General features: G+C 63.1%; 17 protein-coding genes. 14 read left to right on the plus strand and 3 right to left on the minus strand.

Annotated features, from left to right (window positions below; translation table 11 throughout):
- The first annotated feature begins 27 nt into the window (after window positions 1-27).
- The 6 genes from coxB (at window position 28) to P9255_RS20650 (ending at window position 5,304) form a co-directional block, all read left to right on the plus strand.
- Entirely contained in the window at window positions 28-1,644 is a 1,617-nt protein-coding gene (gene coxB, locus P9255_RS20625; RefSeq protein ID WP_309790386.1) for a cytochrome c oxidase subunit II, read from the plus strand.
- A 91-nt stretch (window positions 1,645-1,735) separates the two neighbouring features.
- Window positions 1,736-3,349: a cytochrome c oxidase subunit I gene (gene ctaD, locus P9255_RS20630; protein WP_309790387.1), complete on the plus strand. Its 1,614-nt coding sequence runs from the start codon at window positions 1,736-1,738 to the stop codon at window positions 3,347-3,349.
- 72 nt (window positions 3,350-3,421) lie between these two features.
- On the plus strand, window positions 3,422-3,562 hold the full coding sequence (locus tag P9255_RS20635; protein ID WP_309763470.1) for a cytochrome oxidase small assembly protein: 141 nt from the start codon (window positions 3,422-3,424) through the stop codon (window positions 3,560-3,562).
- A 1-nt stretch (window position 3,563) separates the two neighbouring features.
- Window positions 3,564-4,136: a cytochrome c oxidase assembly protein gene (locus P9255_RS20640; RefSeq protein ID WP_309763469.1), complete on the plus strand. Its 573-nt coding sequence runs from the start codon at window positions 3,564-3,566 to the stop codon at window positions 4,134-4,136.
- Window positions 4,137-4,141: 5 nt separating this feature from the next.
- Window positions 4,142-4,345, plus strand: coding sequence for a DUF2970 domain-containing protein (locus P9255_RS20645; RefSeq protein WP_309763467.1), 204 nt, complete (start codon window positions 4,142-4,144; stop codon window positions 4,343-4,345).
- 101 nt (window positions 4,346-4,446) lie between these two features.
- Window positions 4,447-5,304: a cytochrome c oxidase subunit 3 gene (locus P9255_RS20650; protein WP_309763465.1), complete on the plus strand. Its 858-nt coding sequence runs from the start codon at window positions 4,447-4,449 to the stop codon at window positions 5,302-5,304.
- Between the two features lie 170 nt (window positions 5,305-5,474).
- Here the strand turns inward: P9255_RS20650 and P9255_RS20655 are convergent, their stop codons facing one another.
- Window positions 5,475-5,684, minus strand: a complete 210-nt coding sequence (locus tag P9255_RS20655) for a twin transmembrane helix small protein (protein ID WP_035961831.1) — start codon at window positions 5,682-5,684, stop codon at window positions 5,475-5,477.
- A 131-nt stretch (window positions 5,685-5,815) separates the two neighbouring features.
- On the opposite strand from P9255_RS20655, the gene P9255_RS20660 reads away from it, so the two are divergent.
- The 5 genes from P9255_RS20660 to P9255_RS20680 are packed head-to-tail and all read left to right on the plus strand — an operon-like array spanning window position 5,816 to window position 9,864.
- A complete protein-coding gene (locus tag P9255_RS20660; RefSeq protein ID WP_309763464.1) occupies window positions 5,816-6,565 on the plus strand; it encodes an SURF1 family protein in 750 nt (249 codons plus the stop codon).
- Between the two features lie 18 nt (window positions 6,566-6,583).
- The gene (locus P9255_RS20665) at window positions 6,584-7,237 is read left to right on the plus strand and encodes a cytochrome C oxidase subunit I (protein WP_309763462.1); all 654 of its coding nucleotides are present in this window, start codon (window positions 6,584-6,586) and stop codon (window positions 7,235-7,237) included.
- A 9-nt stretch (window positions 7,238-7,246) separates the two neighbouring features.
- Complete coding sequence (locus P9255_RS20670) at window positions 7,247-8,359, plus strand: COX15/CtaA family protein (RefSeq protein ID WP_309790388.1); 1,113 nt, start codon at window positions 7,247-7,249, stop codon at window positions 8,357-8,359.
- Between the two features lie 12 nt (window positions 8,360-8,371).
- Entirely contained in the window at window positions 8,372-9,277 is a 906-nt protein-coding gene (cyoE, locus tag P9255_RS20675) for a heme o synthase (protein ID WP_309763459.1), read from the plus strand.
- Entirely contained in the window at window positions 9,274-9,864 is a 591-nt protein-coding gene (locus P9255_RS20680; protein ID WP_309790389.1) for an SCO family protein, read from the plus strand. The genes cyoE and P9255_RS20680 overlap by 4 nt, the downstream gene beginning before the upstream one ends.
- 61 nt (window positions 9,865-9,925) lie before the next feature.
- Here P9255_RS20680 and P9255_RS20685 read toward each other — a convergent pair whose 3' ends face one another.
- Window positions 9,926-10,222, minus strand: a complete 297-nt coding sequence (locus tag P9255_RS20685; RefSeq protein WP_309765360.1) for a YciI family protein — start codon at window positions 10,220-10,222, stop codon at window positions 9,926-9,928.
- A 187-nt stretch (window positions 10,223-10,409) separates the two neighbouring features.
- On the opposite strand from P9255_RS20685, the gene P9255_RS20690 reads away from it, so the two are divergent.
- Window positions 10,410-11,222: a MetQ/NlpA family lipoprotein gene (locus P9255_RS20690; protein ID WP_309763456.1), complete on the plus strand. Its 813-nt coding sequence runs from the start codon at window positions 10,410-10,412 to the stop codon at window positions 11,220-11,222.
- A gap of 78 nt (window positions 11,223-11,300) precedes the next feature.
- On the opposite strand, the gene P9255_RS20695 is transcribed toward P9255_RS20690, so the two are convergent.
- Window positions 11,301-12,224: a bifunctional helix-turn-helix transcriptional regulator/GNAT family N-acetyltransferase gene (locus P9255_RS20695; protein ID WP_309763455.1), complete on the minus strand. Its 924-nt coding sequence runs from the start codon at window positions 12,222-12,224 to the stop codon at window positions 11,301-11,303.
- Between the two features lie 747 nt (window positions 12,225-12,971).
- Here P9255_RS20695 and nagA point away from each other — a divergent pair.
- Window positions 12,972-14,078, plus strand: coding sequence for an N-acetylglucosamine-6-phosphate deacetylase (gene nagA, locus P9255_RS20700; protein WP_309763454.1), 1,107 nt, complete (start codon window positions 12,972-12,974; stop codon window positions 14,076-14,078).
- Entirely contained in the window at window positions 14,068-15,075 is a 1,008-nt protein-coding gene (locus tag P9255_RS20705) for an SIS domain-containing protein (protein WP_309765359.1), read from the plus strand. The genes nagA and P9255_RS20705 overlap by 11 nt, the downstream gene beginning before the upstream one ends.
- Window position 15,076: the final 1 nt, after the last annotated feature.

The following is a 15,076-nucleotide window of genomic DNA, read 5'->3' on the forward strand; positions in this document are numbered from 1 at the left end:
CGATGCCCACGGGGGTCGAGGGTTTGAATGGAAATTTTGGGTAAGGATGCTATGAAAACAATCAAGCGAGCCCTCGCGGGCGTGCTGGCGGCAGGCGCACTGCTGAACGCCGGCGTAGCCCTGGCGGTCAACGACAGTCCTGGCGGTCCCGCTGTGAACGAAATCAACTTCCAGCAGCCTGTGACGAAGATCGCCGAGGAGCTCTACGGCCTCCATATCTTCATGCTCATCATCTGTACCGTCATCTTCATCGGCGTGTTCGGGGTGATGTTCTATTCGGTGGTGAAGCATCGCAAGTCGAAGGGTTTCAAGCCGGCGCATTTCCACGAAAGCACCACGGTCGAAATCATCTGGACGATCGTACCGTTCATCATCGTCATTCTGATGGCGCTGCCGGCCACGAAGGCGGTCGTCGCCATGAAGGACACGACCAACGCCGATCTCACCGTGAAGGTCACCGGCTATCAGTGGAAGTGGGGCTACGACTACGTGAAGGGGCCGGGCGAGGGCATCAGCTTCCTCTCGACGCTGTCCACGCCGCGCAGCCAGGTGAACGGCCAGGAGCCGATCTCCGATCTCTATCTGCAGGAAGTCGATAACCCGCTCGTCGTTCCGGTCGACAGGAAGATCCGCATCATCACCACGGCGAACGACGTCGTTCACTCGTGGTATGTGCCGGCGTTCGGCGTGAAGCAGGACGCGATTCCCGGCTTCGTGCGCGACACGTGGTTCAAGGCGGAGAAGGTCGGCGTGTATCGCGGCTTCTGTACGGAACTGTGCGGCAAGGAGCACGCGTACATGCCGGTCGTCGTGAACGTGCTGTCCACCGACGACTATACGAAGTGGGTCGATGCGCAGAAGAAGAAAATGGCTTCTTCAACCGACGATCCGAACAAGACCTACACGATGGACGAGCTGAAGACGCGCGGCGCGCAGGTCTACGCATCGAACTGCGCGGTCTGTCACCAGCCGACCGGCAAGGGCGCGGGCCAGTTCCCGGCCATCGACGGCAGCAAGGTCGCGAGCGGCCCGATCGCCGAGCACGTGAACATCGTGCTGCACGGCAAGGGCGCCATGCCGCCGTGGCAGACCACGCTGAACGACGTCGAAATCGCATCGGTCGTGACCTACGAGCGCAACGCGTGGAGCAACCACGCAGGCGACATGCTGCAGCCGAAGCAAGTGGCCGACGCCCGCAACGGCAAGATGCCTGAAGGCGGCGCGGCAACGGCAGCGGCTTTTGCGCCCGACGCGGCGAGCGCCGCGGCGCCGGCTGCGGCGGAAGCGAGCGCGCCGGCGGCATCGGGCGCAGCGGCGAGTCAAGCCGCAGGCTTGCCGGCGAGCGTGTACTTCGAGACGGGCAAGAGCACGCTGCCGACCGACGCAAAGAACGCAGTGGAAGCCGCGGCAGCATACGCGAAGGCCCATCCGGACGCGAAGATCGCGCTGTCGGGCTTTACCGATGCAACCGGCGGCGCCGACCTCAACGCCGATCTCGCGAAGCAGCGCGCGCAAGCCGTGCGCGACGCGCTGAAGGCGGCAGGCGTGGCCGAAGAACGTATCGTATTGAAGAAGCCCGAGTCCGTCACGGGCGGCACGGATGCGAAGGAAGCACGCCGCGTGGAAATCAGTCCGGCTGCTTGACATGTCTCGCACGCGCTTCTCCTTCGCTGAGGCAACGGAGAAGCGCCGGGAAGCCAAGTGCCACGAGTATTCGCTTTAGGAGATGATTGTCATGTCTAGCATCGGACACGATGTAGTCGCGGGTCACGACCACGCGCACGACGACCATGCGCACGAAGTGCCGCATGGTTGGCGCAGGTGGCTCTGGGCCACCAACCACAAGGACATCGGTACGCTGTACCTGTTGTTCTCGTTCATCATGTTCCTCTCCGGGGGCGTGATGGCGCTCGGCATTCGCGCCGAGCTGTTCGAGCCGGGCCTGCAGATCATGCGCCCCGAGTTCTTCAACCAGCTGACCACCATGCACGGCCTCATCATGGTGTTCGGCGCGATCATGCCGGCGTTCGTCGGTTTCGCGAACTGGATGGTGCCGCTGCAGATCGGCGCATCGGACATGGCGTTCGCGCGGATGAACAACTTCAGCTTCTGGCTGCTGCCGGTTGCTGCGGTGCTGCTCGTCGGCTCGTTCTTCGTGCCGGGCGGCGCGACCGCCGCAGGGTGGACGCTCTACGCGCCGCTGTTGACGCAGATGGGCCCCGGCATGGACTTCGCGATTTTCGCGGTGCACATCATGGGCGCGTCGTCGATCATGGGCGGCATCAACATCGTCGTGACGATTCTGAACATGCGCGCGCCGGGCATGACGCTCATGAAGATGCCGATGTTCGCGTGGACGTGGCTCATCACCGCGTACCTGCTGATCGCCGTAATGCCGGTTCTGGCGGGCGCGATCACGATGGTGCTGTTCGACCGCCACTTCGGCACGTCGTTCTTCAACGCGGCGGGCGGCGGCGATCCGGTCATGTACCAGCACATCTTCTGGTTCTTCGGGCACCCCGAGGTGTACATCATGATCTTGCCGGCGTTCGGGATCGTGTCGCAGGTGATCCCGGCGTTCTCGCGCAAGCCGCTGTTCGGCTATAGCTCGATGGTGTACGCAACCGCATCGATCGCGATTCTCTCGTTCATGGTGTGGGCGCACCACATGTTCGCCACCGGCATGCCGGTGACGGGCCAGCTCTTCTTCATGTACGCGACGATGCTGATCGCCGTGCCGACGGGCGTGAAGGTCTTCAACTGGGTCGCGACGATGTGGCGCGGCGCGTTGACCTTCGAAACCCCGATGCTGTTCGCGATCGGGTTCCTGTTCGTGTTCACGATGGGCGGCTTCACCGGCCTGATCCTGTCGATGGCGCCGCTCGACATCCAGATGCACGGCACTTACTACGTGGTGGCGCACTTCCACTACGTGCTGGTGGCGGGTTCGCTGTTCGCGCTGTTCTCGGGCTGGTATTACTGGTCGCCGAAGTGGACCGGCTGGATGTACAACGAGATGCGCGGGAAGATCCACTTCTGGGTGTCGATGATCACGTTCAACGTCACCTTCTTCCCGATGCACTTCCTGGGTCTCGCGGGCATGCCGCGCCGCTATGCGGATTATCCGGCGCAGTTCACGGACTTCAACCAGATCGCGACGATCGGCGCGTTCGGTTTCGGTCTCGCGCAGGTGTACTTCCTGTTCGCGGTCGCGCTGCCGACGTATCGCGGCGGCGGCGAGCACGAGAAGGCCGGCGACAAGCCGTGGGATGGCGCGCAGGGCCTCGAATGGACCGTGCCGAGCCCGGCGCCGTTCCATACGTTCGAGAACCCGCCGACGGTCGAGTAAGTCGTTTCATCGTGCTGCAAGGCTGCCCAGTTGAAGCGCTGGACGCCTTGCAGCCAGTCAGTCCAGGAAAGCATGGCCCCGAATCCACAAAAAAGACGCACGCCCGACGAAATCCGCGCGGGCAACAAGCGGCTCGGCCTCATCATGGTGTTGATCGCCGCCGTCTTTTTTCTGGGTATCGTCGTCAGACAGTACCTGTTGTCGCGAGGATAACGTGTCCACTCAGCAGGATGATTCGCGCGTCGACCGCTCGTTCAACCGGTCGATGCTCTTCAAGCTCTTCGTCGTCGCCGCGATGATGTTCGGCTTCGGGTTCGCGCTCGTGCCGATGTATCGCGCGATCTGCCAGATCACCGGCATCAACAATCTCGTGCAGCGCGACGTCGGCGCGCGCGAGGCAAAGAACACGCAGGTCGATGCGAGCCGCACCGTTTCCATCGAGTTCGATGCGAACGCGCGCGGGCCGCTGCAGTTCAAGCCGGAACAGACGAACCTGGATATCCATCCGGGCGAAGTGATGACGGTGATGTATCAGGTCACCAACGAACAGGGCCGCACGGTGAAGGCGCAGGCCATTCCGAGTTATGCGCCGAAGCAGGCCACCGAGTACTTCAAGAAGATCGAATGCTTCTGCTTCACGCAGCAGACGCTGGAACCGAACGAGACGAAGCGCATGCCGGTGGTGTTCGTCGTCGATCCGAAGCTGCCGAAAGACGTGAAGACGATCACGCTGTCGTACACGTTCTTCGAACTCGATGCGCCGAAGTCGGTCGCCAAGGGAACCTGAGCGCCATGAATGCCCGGACGCCGCGCAAAGGCGGATTCTTGAAGCTCGTGAAGGCGGTGTTCTGGTCGTTCTTCGGCGTGCGGCGTCGCGCCGATCTGGAAAACGATGCGGCGCAGCTCAACCCGCTGCACCTGATCGCGGCTGGCGTGATCGGTGCTGTGCTGTTCATCGTGCTGTTGCTGGTGGTCGTGCGGGCGGTGGTCGGATAGACGGATAAAAGACGGATAGACGCAACGATCGCGCGGCGCCTGAGCGCGGCGATGCGGCATCAGAAAAATTCAAGCAACTGGATCGAAGTGGAGAATCAACAATGAGCGGTCAAAACGAGAGCCCGTACTATTTCGTGCCGCATCCGTCACGGCATCCGATTCTGGCTGCGTGCGGCTTGCTGGTGATGCTGGCCTCGCTGGCGGCGTGGATCAACGGTCATTCGTTCGCGCCGTTCACCACGTTCCTCGGCCTGCTGTTCGTGCTGTTCGTGCTGTGGCACTGGTTCGGCGACGCGATCTCCGAATCGGAAGGCGGGATGTACGGCAAGCGCGTGGATGTGTCGTATCGCTGGAGCATGAGCTGGTTCATCTTCTCCGAAGTGATGTTCTTCGGCGCGTTCTTCGGCGCGCTCTTCTATGCGCGCGCCATCGCGATGCACGAACTCGGCAGCCTCGATTACAAGCTGATCTGGCCGGACTTCTCCGCCGTGTGGCCCAACAACGGCCCCGCAGCGCTGGTCCCGCATTTCCGCGCGATGGTGCCGTGGCCCCTGCCGACCATCAACACGGCGCTGCTGCTGAGCTCCGGCGCGACGCTGACGGTGGCGCACCATGCGCTGCGTGAAGATCATCGCAAGAAGGCGATCGGCTGGCTCGCCGCGACGGTGCTGCTCGGCGTGATCTTCCTGTTCTGCCAGGGCTACGAATACTTCCACGCATACAACGAACTGAATCTGACGCTTGCGTCCGGCGTGTACGGTTCGACGTTCTTCCTGCTGACCGGCTTCCACGGCTTCCACGTGTTCCTGGGCGGCACGATGCTGGCGGTCGTGCTGGTGCGACTGATTCGCGGACACTTCACGGCGGAGCACCACTTCGCATTCGAAGGCGCCGCGTGGTACTGGCACTTCGTTGACGTCGTGTGGCTCGGGCTGTACGTCGTCGTGTACTGGCTGTAAGCGGGATTCGGGCGGGCGGCTTCGGCACGCCTGGCTGACCGCGCAGTCGAGCAGTGAATTCGCGCCGCCCCGATGCTTCCGGGGCGGCGTTTCAATTTAGCGCGCGCGAGATGGCGAAAACGCCGCGCCCCGCGACAATCCGTCCCGTATTGGAGAACCTTTGCGCCGGGTTATCGTCCGAGGGGGATGCCGGTCGACTGGATCCAGCCCATCCAGTGCGCGAAGAGGATGAACAGGAACAGCGAGATGGACAGCCCGACGCGCATGGCGAGCGACCAGACCATCCGCTTGGTCTTGCCGCGGTCGGTCATCATGAAGTACAGCGCCGAACCGAGGCTGCCGAGAATGAGGATGAAAGCGATGGCGACGATAATGTGCATGAAACCAGCCGGCAATGGTGCTCAAGTTGCCCGGATAACGCATTGAGCAGTATGGAAACGAGTCATCTCATTATCTCACTCGACGCATCGCGCCGCGCGGCGCGCAACGCTTCACTGCGGTCCCGGCGCGCATGAAAATACGCTTCTGGCCCACGGTCCTCATCCTCATCGTCGTGGCTGTGACGGTGCGCCTGGGTTTCTGGCAGCGCGATCGTGCGCTTCAGAAAGAAGCGCTGAACGCGCGCATCGTCGCATTCGAGAACGCGCCGGCGCAGCGCGTGAGCGTCGATCCGCTGCCGCTCAAGTCGGTCGAATTCCATCGCGTCGAGGCGCGCGGCGAGTTCATGCCGGAGCGTGTCGTGTATCTGGACAATCGTCCGTATAACGATCAGCCCGGCTTTTATGTCGTGATGCCGCTTAAACTCGAGGGCGGCGGCTATGTGCTCGTCAATCGCGGATGGCTGCCGCGCAACCTTGCCGATCGCACCGGAATCGAACGGTACGAGACGCCGAAGGGCATCGTCGATATTCAGGGCGTCGCACGCGCGAATCCATCGCAGGCGTTCGAACTGGGAAAGGGCGGATCGGCGGCGCGTCAGCAGATTCGCCAGAACCTGAGCATTCCCGCGTTCGCCGCGGAGACGGGGCTCGCGCTGCAGCCGTTCGTGATCCAGCAGACGAACGACACGCACGACCGGCTCGTGCGCGACTGGCCCGCGCCGACGCTCGGCGTCGAACGCAATTACGGCTACATGCTCCAGTGGTGGGGCATGGCCGTCGCCGCCGTGGGCTTCGGCCTGTATGCCGCGCGCCGCGCCGCGAAGAAGACCGGCGCGGAAGATCATCCTCGCGACGACGACGAAGCCGCGAACCACGCCTGAATTCACTCTTGATATCCGATGCCTTCCCAACGTCCCACGACCGCCGCCGACAAGCCGACCACGCGCCAGCGCACGCCTTCCAAAGGCTCCTGGACCAGCGGCCGCTGGATGCTCGTGCTGCTCGCGCTGGTCTGCGCTGCGCCCGTGATCGCGTCGTATCTGATGTACTACGTCTTCAAGCCTGCAGGCGGCACGTCGAGCTACGGCAAGCTGATCGATCCGCAACGCCCGATTCCGTCGCAACTCGTCGTGACCGATGAAAAGGGGCAAACGCTTCCGTTCAAATCGCTCGAAGGCAAATGGCTGATGATCACGGTCAACGGCGGCGATTGCAATGAGCAATGCGTCACGCGCCTTTATTACATGCGACAGGTACGCGTGCTGCAATCGGCGGAGCGCGACCGCGTGGTCAACGTCTGGCTGCGCACCGATGACAAGCCCGTCGCCGATGTCATCAAGGCGGCCTATCCGCAGCCGGACACGCGCATGCTGATCGCCGATCCGCGCGCCGTTGCGGACTGGCTGCCGGTGACGGACGGCACGAAGCTGACGGATCACATCTTTCTCGTCGATCCCAACGGCAATCTGATGATGCGCTTCCCGAAGGACCCGGACCCGAAGAAGATCAACGCGGACCTGGCGAAGCTGTTGAAGTGGTCGCGCATTGGTTGAGGGTGGACTATGAATTTCGTGTTGCAACTGGGACTGATCGGTGTGTGCATTGCACTTTTGCCGCTGTCCTATGTCTGGGTGAAAGCCGATGACTACAAGTTCAGGAAGCTCGTCTGGCTCACCACGTTTCTCACGCTCGACCTGATCATGTTCGGCGGCTTCACGCGCCTGACCGATTCCGGTCTCGGCTGCCCGGACTGGCCGGGCTGTTACGGGACGTCGTCGCCGTTCATCGCGCACGCGCAGATTTCCGCCGCGTATCAGGCGATGCCCACCGGCCCCGTCAGCATGGTCAAGGCGTGGATCGAGATGCTGCATCGTTATTTCGCGATGGCGATCGGCGTGCTGATCATCGCGCAGGTCGTCATCGCGTGGACCGCGCGCATCAAGCGCCGTCCGCTGCACGTGTCGCCGTGGTGGCCGACCGGCATTCTGCTGCTGATCTGCCTGCAGGGCGCGTTCGGTGCCTGGACCGTCACGCTCAAGCTGCAGCCGGTGATCGTGACGACGCATCTGCTGCTCGGACTCGCGCTCCTCGGCGTGCTCGGCTGGCTCGCGGCGCGCATGACGCCGGTTCCATCGCTCGATTCGGCCGCCGCTCGCTGGATGCCCGCCGCCGTCTTCGGACTCGTGCTGCTGGTCGTGCAGATTGCGCTCGGCGGCTGGGTGAGCACGAACTATGCTGTGCTGGCCTGCACCGATTTTCCGCTCTGCAACGGCCAATGGATTCCGCCGATGAACTTCGAACACGGCTTTCACCTGTGGCGCGCGCTCGGCATGACCGGCGATGGCGACGTGATCTCGCAGGATGCGCTCGTCGCGATCCACTGGACGCATCGCACGTTCGCGGTCGTCGTGGTGCTGTATCTGCTGTGGCTCGCGGCGAAGCTGCGCCGCTTCGAGTCGCTGCGCAAGCCGGCGAACGGCGTGCTGGCGGTCATCGTCATCCAGTTTCTGACGGGCATGTCGAACATCGTCCTGCAATGGCCGCTGCCGGTCGCCGTCGCGCACAACGGCGGGGCGGCGATCCTGCTGCTGCTGCTCGTCATGCTAAACTTTCGAATCTCTTCCAGCCGTCCCGGCCGCGCCGCGCTTCCCGCGCGCGACGTCGTTTCAGCGTGATGGCCCATGTCCATGGATAGCACCACACTCAATTCCCCCCTCGGCAGCCGCGTCTCGCAGTACATCGCGCTGACCAAGCCGCGCGTCACGCAACTGGCCGTCTTCTGCGCGGTCATCGGCATGTTCCTCTCCACGCCCGGCATGGTGCCGTGGACCAAACTGATCGGCGGCGCGGTCGGCATCTGGCTGCTGGCTGCCGGCGCGTTCGCCATCAATTGCCTCGTCGAGCAGAAAGTCGATGCGAAGATGCGTCGCACTGCGTGGCGTCCGTCGGCGCGCGGGCAGATCACCAGCACGCAGATTCTGATGTTCTCGGCGGTGTTGGGCGGCATCGGCATGTGGACGCTTTACACGTTCACCAATCCGCTGACGATGTGGCTCACCGTCGCGACGTTCGTCGGCTACGCGGTCATCTACACGCTGTTGCTGAAGCCTTATACGCCGCAAAACATCGTGATCGGCGGCGCGTCGGGCGCGATGCCGCCGGCGCTCGGATGGGCCGCCGTCACGGGCTCCGTTCCCGGCGACGCGTGGATTCTCGTGCTCATCATCTTCGTGTGGACGCCGCCGCATTTCTGGGCGCTCGCGCTGTATCGCCGCAAGGATTACGAGAACGCCGGCCTGCCGATGCTTCCCGTCACCCACGGTGAAAAGTACACGCTGCTAAACATCTTCCTCTACACCATCGTGCTGTTCGCCGTCACGCTGATGCCTTTCATCTCCGGAATGAGCGGCGTCGTCTATCTGGCGAGCGCGATTGCGCTGGGCGCGGTGTTCCTCGGCTACGCGTGGAAGCTGTATCGCGCTTACTCGGACGCGCTCGCGCGCCGGGCCTTCCGTTATTCGATCGTCTATCTGTCGCTGCTGTTCGCGGCGCTGCTGATCGACCACTACGTTCGCACGGTGATCGGCGCATGATGGCCGCCGTTCGCCGCCTCCTCGCATTGCTCGCATGCGCGGCGCTTTTGTGCGCGTGCGATAAGGCGCCTAGCTTCAAGAATCTGGATATCACCGGCAACAAGCAGTTCGGCAGCGACTTCTCGTTGCCCGATACAGCCGGCAAGACCCGCACGCTCGCGGACTTCAAGGGCAAGGCGGTCGTGCTCTTCTTCGGCTACACGCATTGCCCGGATGTCTGCCCGACCACGCTCGCGGAGCTTTCCGAGGCCATGAAGCAACTGGGCGACAAGTCGAAAGACGTGCAAGTGCTGATGGTCACCGTCGATCCCGCCCGCGACACGCCCGATCTGCTCGGGCAATACGTGACGGCGTTCAACACGTCGTACATTGGCTTGCGTCCGGCGGATGACGCGCAATTGCAGAAGATCGCCAAGGATTTCCGCGTGTATTACGCGAAGGCAGCGGGCAAGACGCCGGCCGACTACACGATGGATCACACCGCCGCGAGCTATGTGTTCGACAAGGACGGCAAACTGCGTCTCTTTGCGCGCGACGGGCAGGGCGTCGAGCCCTGGGTGCATGATCTGAAGCTGCTGATCGACTGATGCATTGATCGGCTCACCAGCCAGCGAAACGTGAAAAAAGCGGCCCGCGAGCCGCTTTTTTTCATGGCGTCGAAGGTTCCGGCAAGTTGAGTCCGGGCGCAAGCCGCGTGGCCTTGAACTCGGTGATGTCGTAATGCGCGAGCTGCTGCCGGGCGAACGGGTCCTCGGCGATGATCGCATCGAGTTGTTCCGGATCGACACCCGTCGCGATGATGACGCCGCCATCGCGCGGCACCTTCGGCCCGGCCATCACGAAGATGCCAGCAGCGAAGTAGCGTTCGAGGAACGCCCGATGTTCGTCGAGCGCATCGTCGATTTCGGCGAGCGCGCCGGTGTAGCGCAGATTGATCACGTACATGTTGATCTGCCTCGACGAAGTTTGCGTGCGTTCCATTGTACGGCCCGCCGCCAGCGGATATTCACATAAGCAAACCGTATTTCCGCTCGCACCATCGCTGTGCGAAGATTCGTGCACCGGCCACGCGCCTGATGCGGCAGCCGGTATCAGCACTCCCGCAGTCAATTGCATTCGAAACAGGAACACCATGCAGCGCAGAAATTTGCTTAAAGCTTTGGCCGCCTTCGTGGCGTCCGCGGCGTTCGTTACGAGCTTCTCGGCCCATGCCGACGACAAGGTCATCAAGGTCGGCACCATCAGCGGTCCTGATGCGCAGATTTGGCAAGTCGTGGAGAAGGTTGCCAAGCGTGAAGGGTTGAACGTGAAGGTGATCGAGTTCAACGACTATGTGCAGCCGAATGCCGCGCTCGATGCCGGCGACCTCGACGCCAACAGCTTCCAGCATCAGCCGTATCTCGACAGCCAGATCAAGCAGCGCGGTTACAAGATCGTGAATGCGGGGCTGACTTACATTTCGCCGCTCGGCGTGTATTCGAAAAAGCTGAAGTCGCTGAAGGACCTGCCGCAAGGCGCAAAGGTCACAGTGCCGAACGATCCTTCGAACGAGAATCGTGCGCTTCTGCTATTGCAGTCGCAGGGCGTCATCAAGCTGAAGGCAGGCGCGGGCGTGAATGGCAACAACGCCACGCCGCTCGACGTTGCCGAGAATCCGAAGAAGATCAAGCTGGTCGAACTCGATGCAGCGCAATTGCCCCGCACCCTCGCCGATGTCGACGCCGCCGCGATCAACACGAACTTCGCGCTCGCAGCCGGCCTGCAGCCGACGAAAGACGCGATTGCGCTCGAAGACGTGCATAGCCCGTATGCGAACCTGATCGCGGTACGCGCGAAGGACAAGGATCAGCCCTGGGTGAAGAAACTGGTCGCCGCGTATCAGTCCGAAGACGTGCGCCAGTTCTTGAAGAACGAGTTCAAGGGCTCGGTCGTACCTTCGTTCTAAGAACTCGAGTATTCGTTCTTTCGACGGCGTCCCTCGGGACGCCGTTTTTCTTTGCGCCGCGACTCGCGACGCGCCGTCTCACTCGGCGTAGATCCGCCGCAACTCACGCTCCCATACCACGCCCGTTTCGTCGTGCCGGAGCTTGAAGCCGGTGCGCAAGAAGAGGCCGCCCAGGTCTTCGCGTGCATCGTCGAACTCGCAGGTGACGCTTTCGTAGCCCGCGCCCTGTGCGAAGTTCGCGCAAGCGGCGACGAGCCGTTCTCCCAGACCGCAGCGACGCGCCCCCGGCTCGACGAATAGCAGATCGATGCGCGCCTGGTTCTTCGATGCCGCGTTCAGCACCGCCGCGCCGACCCGAGCGGCGCCTTGCTGCTCCGCCACCCAGCATGCGATGCCCGGCTCGCTGGTTTGCATCGCGCGCAAAAAGCGCGCGACGACCGATGCCGCGTGGGCTTCATTGGCGAGGCTTGCGCCTTCGGAGACGTCGAGCAGGGCGTGCCGCTCGATCATCCAGCCGAAATCGCCGCACCGCGGACTGCGCAAGCGCGTGGCGAGTCCGGAGGACGAGGGCGACAGCAGCCGTTCGATGTCCGCCATCGCCGATGACAATTGCTCGATCTCGCCGGGCGCGAGCCGATCGAGAACCGAGGCCGTTTCCGATGACACGTGGAGGTCGAGGTCATCGACTTTGGCTTTGGCCTCCGGCGTCATGAACAGCAGATGCGCGCGCCCGTCCGACTCGTTCTTGCGCCGCACGACCAGCCCCATCTTCTGGAAGTTCGAGATGAGGCGGCTGAGGTAGCCCGTATCCAGCCCGAGATTGCGCGAAAGATCGGCGGCGGTGTGCGCGCGATCGTGCGCAAGCTCATGGAGGATACGCACCTCGGTCAGCGAAAAATGGCTCTTGTGCAGCCGTTCATGGAACGCGCCGGCGTGGCGCGCGTAAAACCGGTTGAAGCGCCTGACGGCTTCAACAGCCCGACTCGAATCGAAACAGCCCATCTGCCTTCGCTCTCTCAGAAATCTGGCTTTAATTAATTAGTTGCGATTCCGAACTAATGTCCCCATTGTGCCAAAGAAAGCACGATCGTGCGAATACGAACTTGCCCGAATTCTAGTGCATTGACTGGCAAGCAGACCATCCGCGCCGATGCGGGTAAGTCCTGATGGCAATTATTCTCCGAAAGCACTTGCTGTTCAATCTGTAACTTATTGATTCTGAGCAGGATTCATGCGTTGGGTGTGGCGATTCGGCAGACATTGACTGGTATTATGTTGGTTATATAATGGGCTCCACTTCAAAGCCGCCGATGTTCTTTCGTGCATGCCGCCAGGGGCGATTTGACGCTTGCGTTAGGGCCGCACGCCGCCCGCTTTCAGCAGTGAATTGCTGCGCATTGGTCGGTCAGCAGCAGTTGCGCGCACTTCTGCGCAGCCCGTTTCGCAGTGGCCGGTAGTGTCCGGTAGTGGCGCGCCGAAGCTCGACTTTTGCGGCCGGTTGGACCGAACGATGACGGCATGGCGTCATGCAGCAAATCGCGGATATGACTGCCGCGACGACTCTCCTCCGGCGGGTGGGCATCGCGCAATTTGCATCGATTCCGAAGAGAGTAACGAAGACAACAAGAGGACAAAAGACGCCGTCCGCACGGCTCGCGCTCATTGGGGCGACACGCGAGCCAGCCTGCTCGCAGCATGGCGCGAACGGCCCGGAACCTCATCACGCATAGCGTACTTCCAGAGAACTTCATGCTGAAAGGAAACATACTGACGAACGACGGCTGGATCCACGGGTCCGTGCGTTTCGAGAACGGCCGGGTGACGGCGCTCGAAGGTCATATCGCCGATCCGTCGGCCAACGACGCGCCGTTCATCCTGCCCGGCTTCATCGACCTTCACGTGCATGGCGGCGGTGGCCGCGACATCATGGAAGGCGGCGACGCAGCCGATACCGTCGCCCGCGAGCACGCGAAACACGGTACGACCAGTCTCCTCGCCACGACGATGACCGCGCCGCGCGACGAACTGATGGCCGTTGTCGCGGGCCTCGGCGAACGCGCGAAATGCCGCGCCGCGAACGGCGCGCGCGTGCTGGGCGTGCATCTCGAAGGCCCGTACATCAATCCGGGCAAGCTCGGCGCGCAGCCTGACGCAGCCGCGGTCGCGGTGCGCGACGAAGTGCTGAAGTTCCTCGAGCTCGCGCCCATCCGCGTCGTGACCATCGCGCCGGAAATCTCCGGGCATCTCGAGGTCATCGCCGAAATGGCCGCGCGCGGCGTGCGCGTGCAACTCGGCCATTCGCTCGGCACCTACGACGACGCCGTCAACGCGCTCAAACACGGCGCGCGCGGCTTCACGCATTTGTTCAACGCGATGTCGCCGCTGCATCATCGCGATCCCGGCATGGTCGGCGCGGCGCTTGCGCATGCGGAGTACGCCGAACTGATTCCCGACCTGCTGCATGTTCACCCCGGCGCGATCCGCGCCGCGATGCGCGCCATCCCGCGTCTCTACGTCGTCACCGACAGCACGTCGGCGGCGGGCATGCCGGACGGCGAATATCGCCTCGGCAGCCAGCACGTCACCAAGTGCATGGGCGGCGTGCGCCTCGCGGACGGCACGCTCGCCGGCAGCACCCTGACGATGGATCAGGCGCTGCGCAATCTCGTCTCGCTGGGCATTCCGCTCGCGGACGTTTCCAACCGCTTGTCGCGCTTTCCCGCCGATTACCTCGGGCTCGAAGATCGCGGCCGCATCGCGCGTGGCGCATGGGCCGATCTCGTCGTGCTCGACCGGGACTTCGCGCTGACCGCCACGTATGTCGAAGGAGAATCGCTTGTCGAATATGCTCAATGAGGCGCTGGAGTCCGCGGATGTCGTCGCGGCGCAACTCGCCGATACCTCGCGCATCGAAGCGCTGGCCGTGAAGCTCGCGGAGCAGCCGCGTCATGTCGCGTTGACCGTCGCTCGCGGCAGTTCGGACCACGCCGCCAGTTATTTCGCAAGCCTGACGATGAGCCGCATCGGCGTGCCGGTCGCCTCGCTGCCGATGTCCGTCGCCACGCTGCAGCAAGCGCCGCTGCGCGTGTCCGGCCAGCTTGCGGTGGCCTTCTCCCAGTCGGGCAAGAGCCCCGATCTCGTCGGCACGATGCAGGCGCTGCGAGAAGCGGGCGCGTTCACCGTCGCAGCCGTCAACGTGCCGGGCTCGCCGCTCGAAACCGCGTGCGAATGGTACTTGCCGCTGCTCGCCGGACCGGAGTTGTCCGTCGCTGCGACGAAAAGCTATATCGCGATGCTCTCGCTGTCGGCGATCGTGATCGCGCACGTTCAGCGCGATGTCGAATTGCTCAACGCGCTGAAATCGCTGCCGGATGCGCTGCGCGCCGCGGGCAAGCTCGACTGGACGCGCGCCGTCGATGAACTGAAGGACGTCGATCGCATGATCGTGATCGGGCGCGGCCTCGGTCTCGCCATCGCGCAGGAAGCGGCGCTGAAGCTGAAGGAAACCTCGGGCATTCAGGCCGAAGCGTTCTCGAGCGCCGAAGTGCGTCATGGTCCCATGGAAATCATCGACCGGGACTATCCGCTGCTCGTGTTCGCACCGCGCGGACCGGAGCAGGCGGGCCTGATCCAGCTCGCCGCCGACATGCGCGCACGCGGCGCCCGCGTTCTGCTCGCCGCCCCGGACGACGTCGCCGGCGCGGAACTGCCGCTCGTCGCCACCGATCACCCGGCGCTCGACCCGATCGCTGCAATCCTTTCGTTCTACGTGATGGCCGCCGGTCTGGCCGCCGCGCGCGGGCGCAATCCCGACGCGCCGCGCCACCTGAACAAAGTCACCGAAACCCATTGAG

The sequence above is a fragment of the Caballeronia sp. LZ019 genome (assembly GCF_031450825.1).
Classification (GTDB): Bacteria; Pseudomonadota; Gammaproteobacteria; order Burkholderiales; family Burkholderiaceae; genus Caballeronia.

Bases quoted from the DNA above. Each gene is read 5' to 3' on its own strand.
- coxB (WP_309790386.1), top strand. From the start codon at position 28: ATGGAAATTTTGGGTAAGGATGCTATGAAAACAATCAAGCGAGCCCTC.
- ctaD (WP_309790387.1), top strand. From the start codon at position 1,736: ATGTCTAGCATCGGACACGATGTAGTCGCGGGTCACGACCACGCGCAC.
- P9255_RS20635 (WP_309763470.1), top strand. From the start codon at position 3,422: ATGGCCCCGAATCCACAAAAAAGACGCACGCCCGACGAAATCCGCGCG.
- P9255_RS20645 (WP_309763467.1), top strand. From the start codon at position 4,142: ATGAATGCCCGGACGCCGCGCAAAGGCGGATTCTTGAAGCTCGTGAAG.
- P9255_RS20650 (WP_309763465.1), top strand. From the start codon at position 4,447: ATGAGCGGTCAAAACGAGAGCCCGTACTATTTCGTGCCGCATCCGTCA.
- P9255_RS20655 (WP_035961831.1), bottom strand. From the start codon at position 5,684: ATGCACATTATCGTCGCCATCGCTTTCATCCTCATTCTCGGCAGCCTC.
- P9255_RS20660 (WP_309763464.1), top strand. From the start codon at position 5,816: ATGAAAATACGCTTCTGGCCCACGGTCCTCATCCTCATCGTCGTGGCT.
- P9255_RS20665 (WP_309763462.1), top strand. From the start codon at position 6,584: ATGCCTTCCCAACGTCCCACGACCGCCGCCGACAAGCCGACCACGCGC.
- P9255_RS20670 (WP_309790388.1), top strand. From the start codon at position 7,247: ATGAATTTCGTGTTGCAACTGGGACTGATCGGTGTGTGCATTGCACTT.
- cyoE (WP_309763459.1), top strand. From the start codon at position 8,372: ATGGATAGCACCACACTCAATTCCCCCCTCGGCAGCCGCGTCTCGCAG.
- P9255_RS20680 (WP_309790389.1), top strand. From the start codon at position 9,274: ATGATGGCCGCCGTTCGCCGCCTCCTCGCATTGCTCGCATGCGCGGCG.
- P9255_RS20685 (WP_309765360.1), bottom strand. From the start codon at position 10,222: ATGTACGTGATCAATCTGCGCTACACCGGCGCGCTCGCCGAAATCGAC.
- P9255_RS20690 (WP_309763456.1), top strand. From the start codon at position 10,410: ATGCAGCGCAGAAATTTGCTTAAAGCTTTGGCCGCCTTCGTGGCGTCC.
- P9255_RS20695 (WP_309763455.1), bottom strand. From the start codon at position 12,224: ATGGGCTGTTTCGATTCGAGTCGGGCTGTTGAAGCCGTCAGGCGCTTC.
- nagA (WP_309763454.1), top strand. From the start codon at position 12,972: ATGCTGAAAGGAAACATACTGACGAACGACGGCTGGATCCACGGGTCC.
- P9255_RS20705 (WP_309765359.1), top strand. From the start codon at position 14,068: ATGCTCAATGAGGCGCTGGAGTCCGCGGATGTCGTCGCGGCGCAACTC.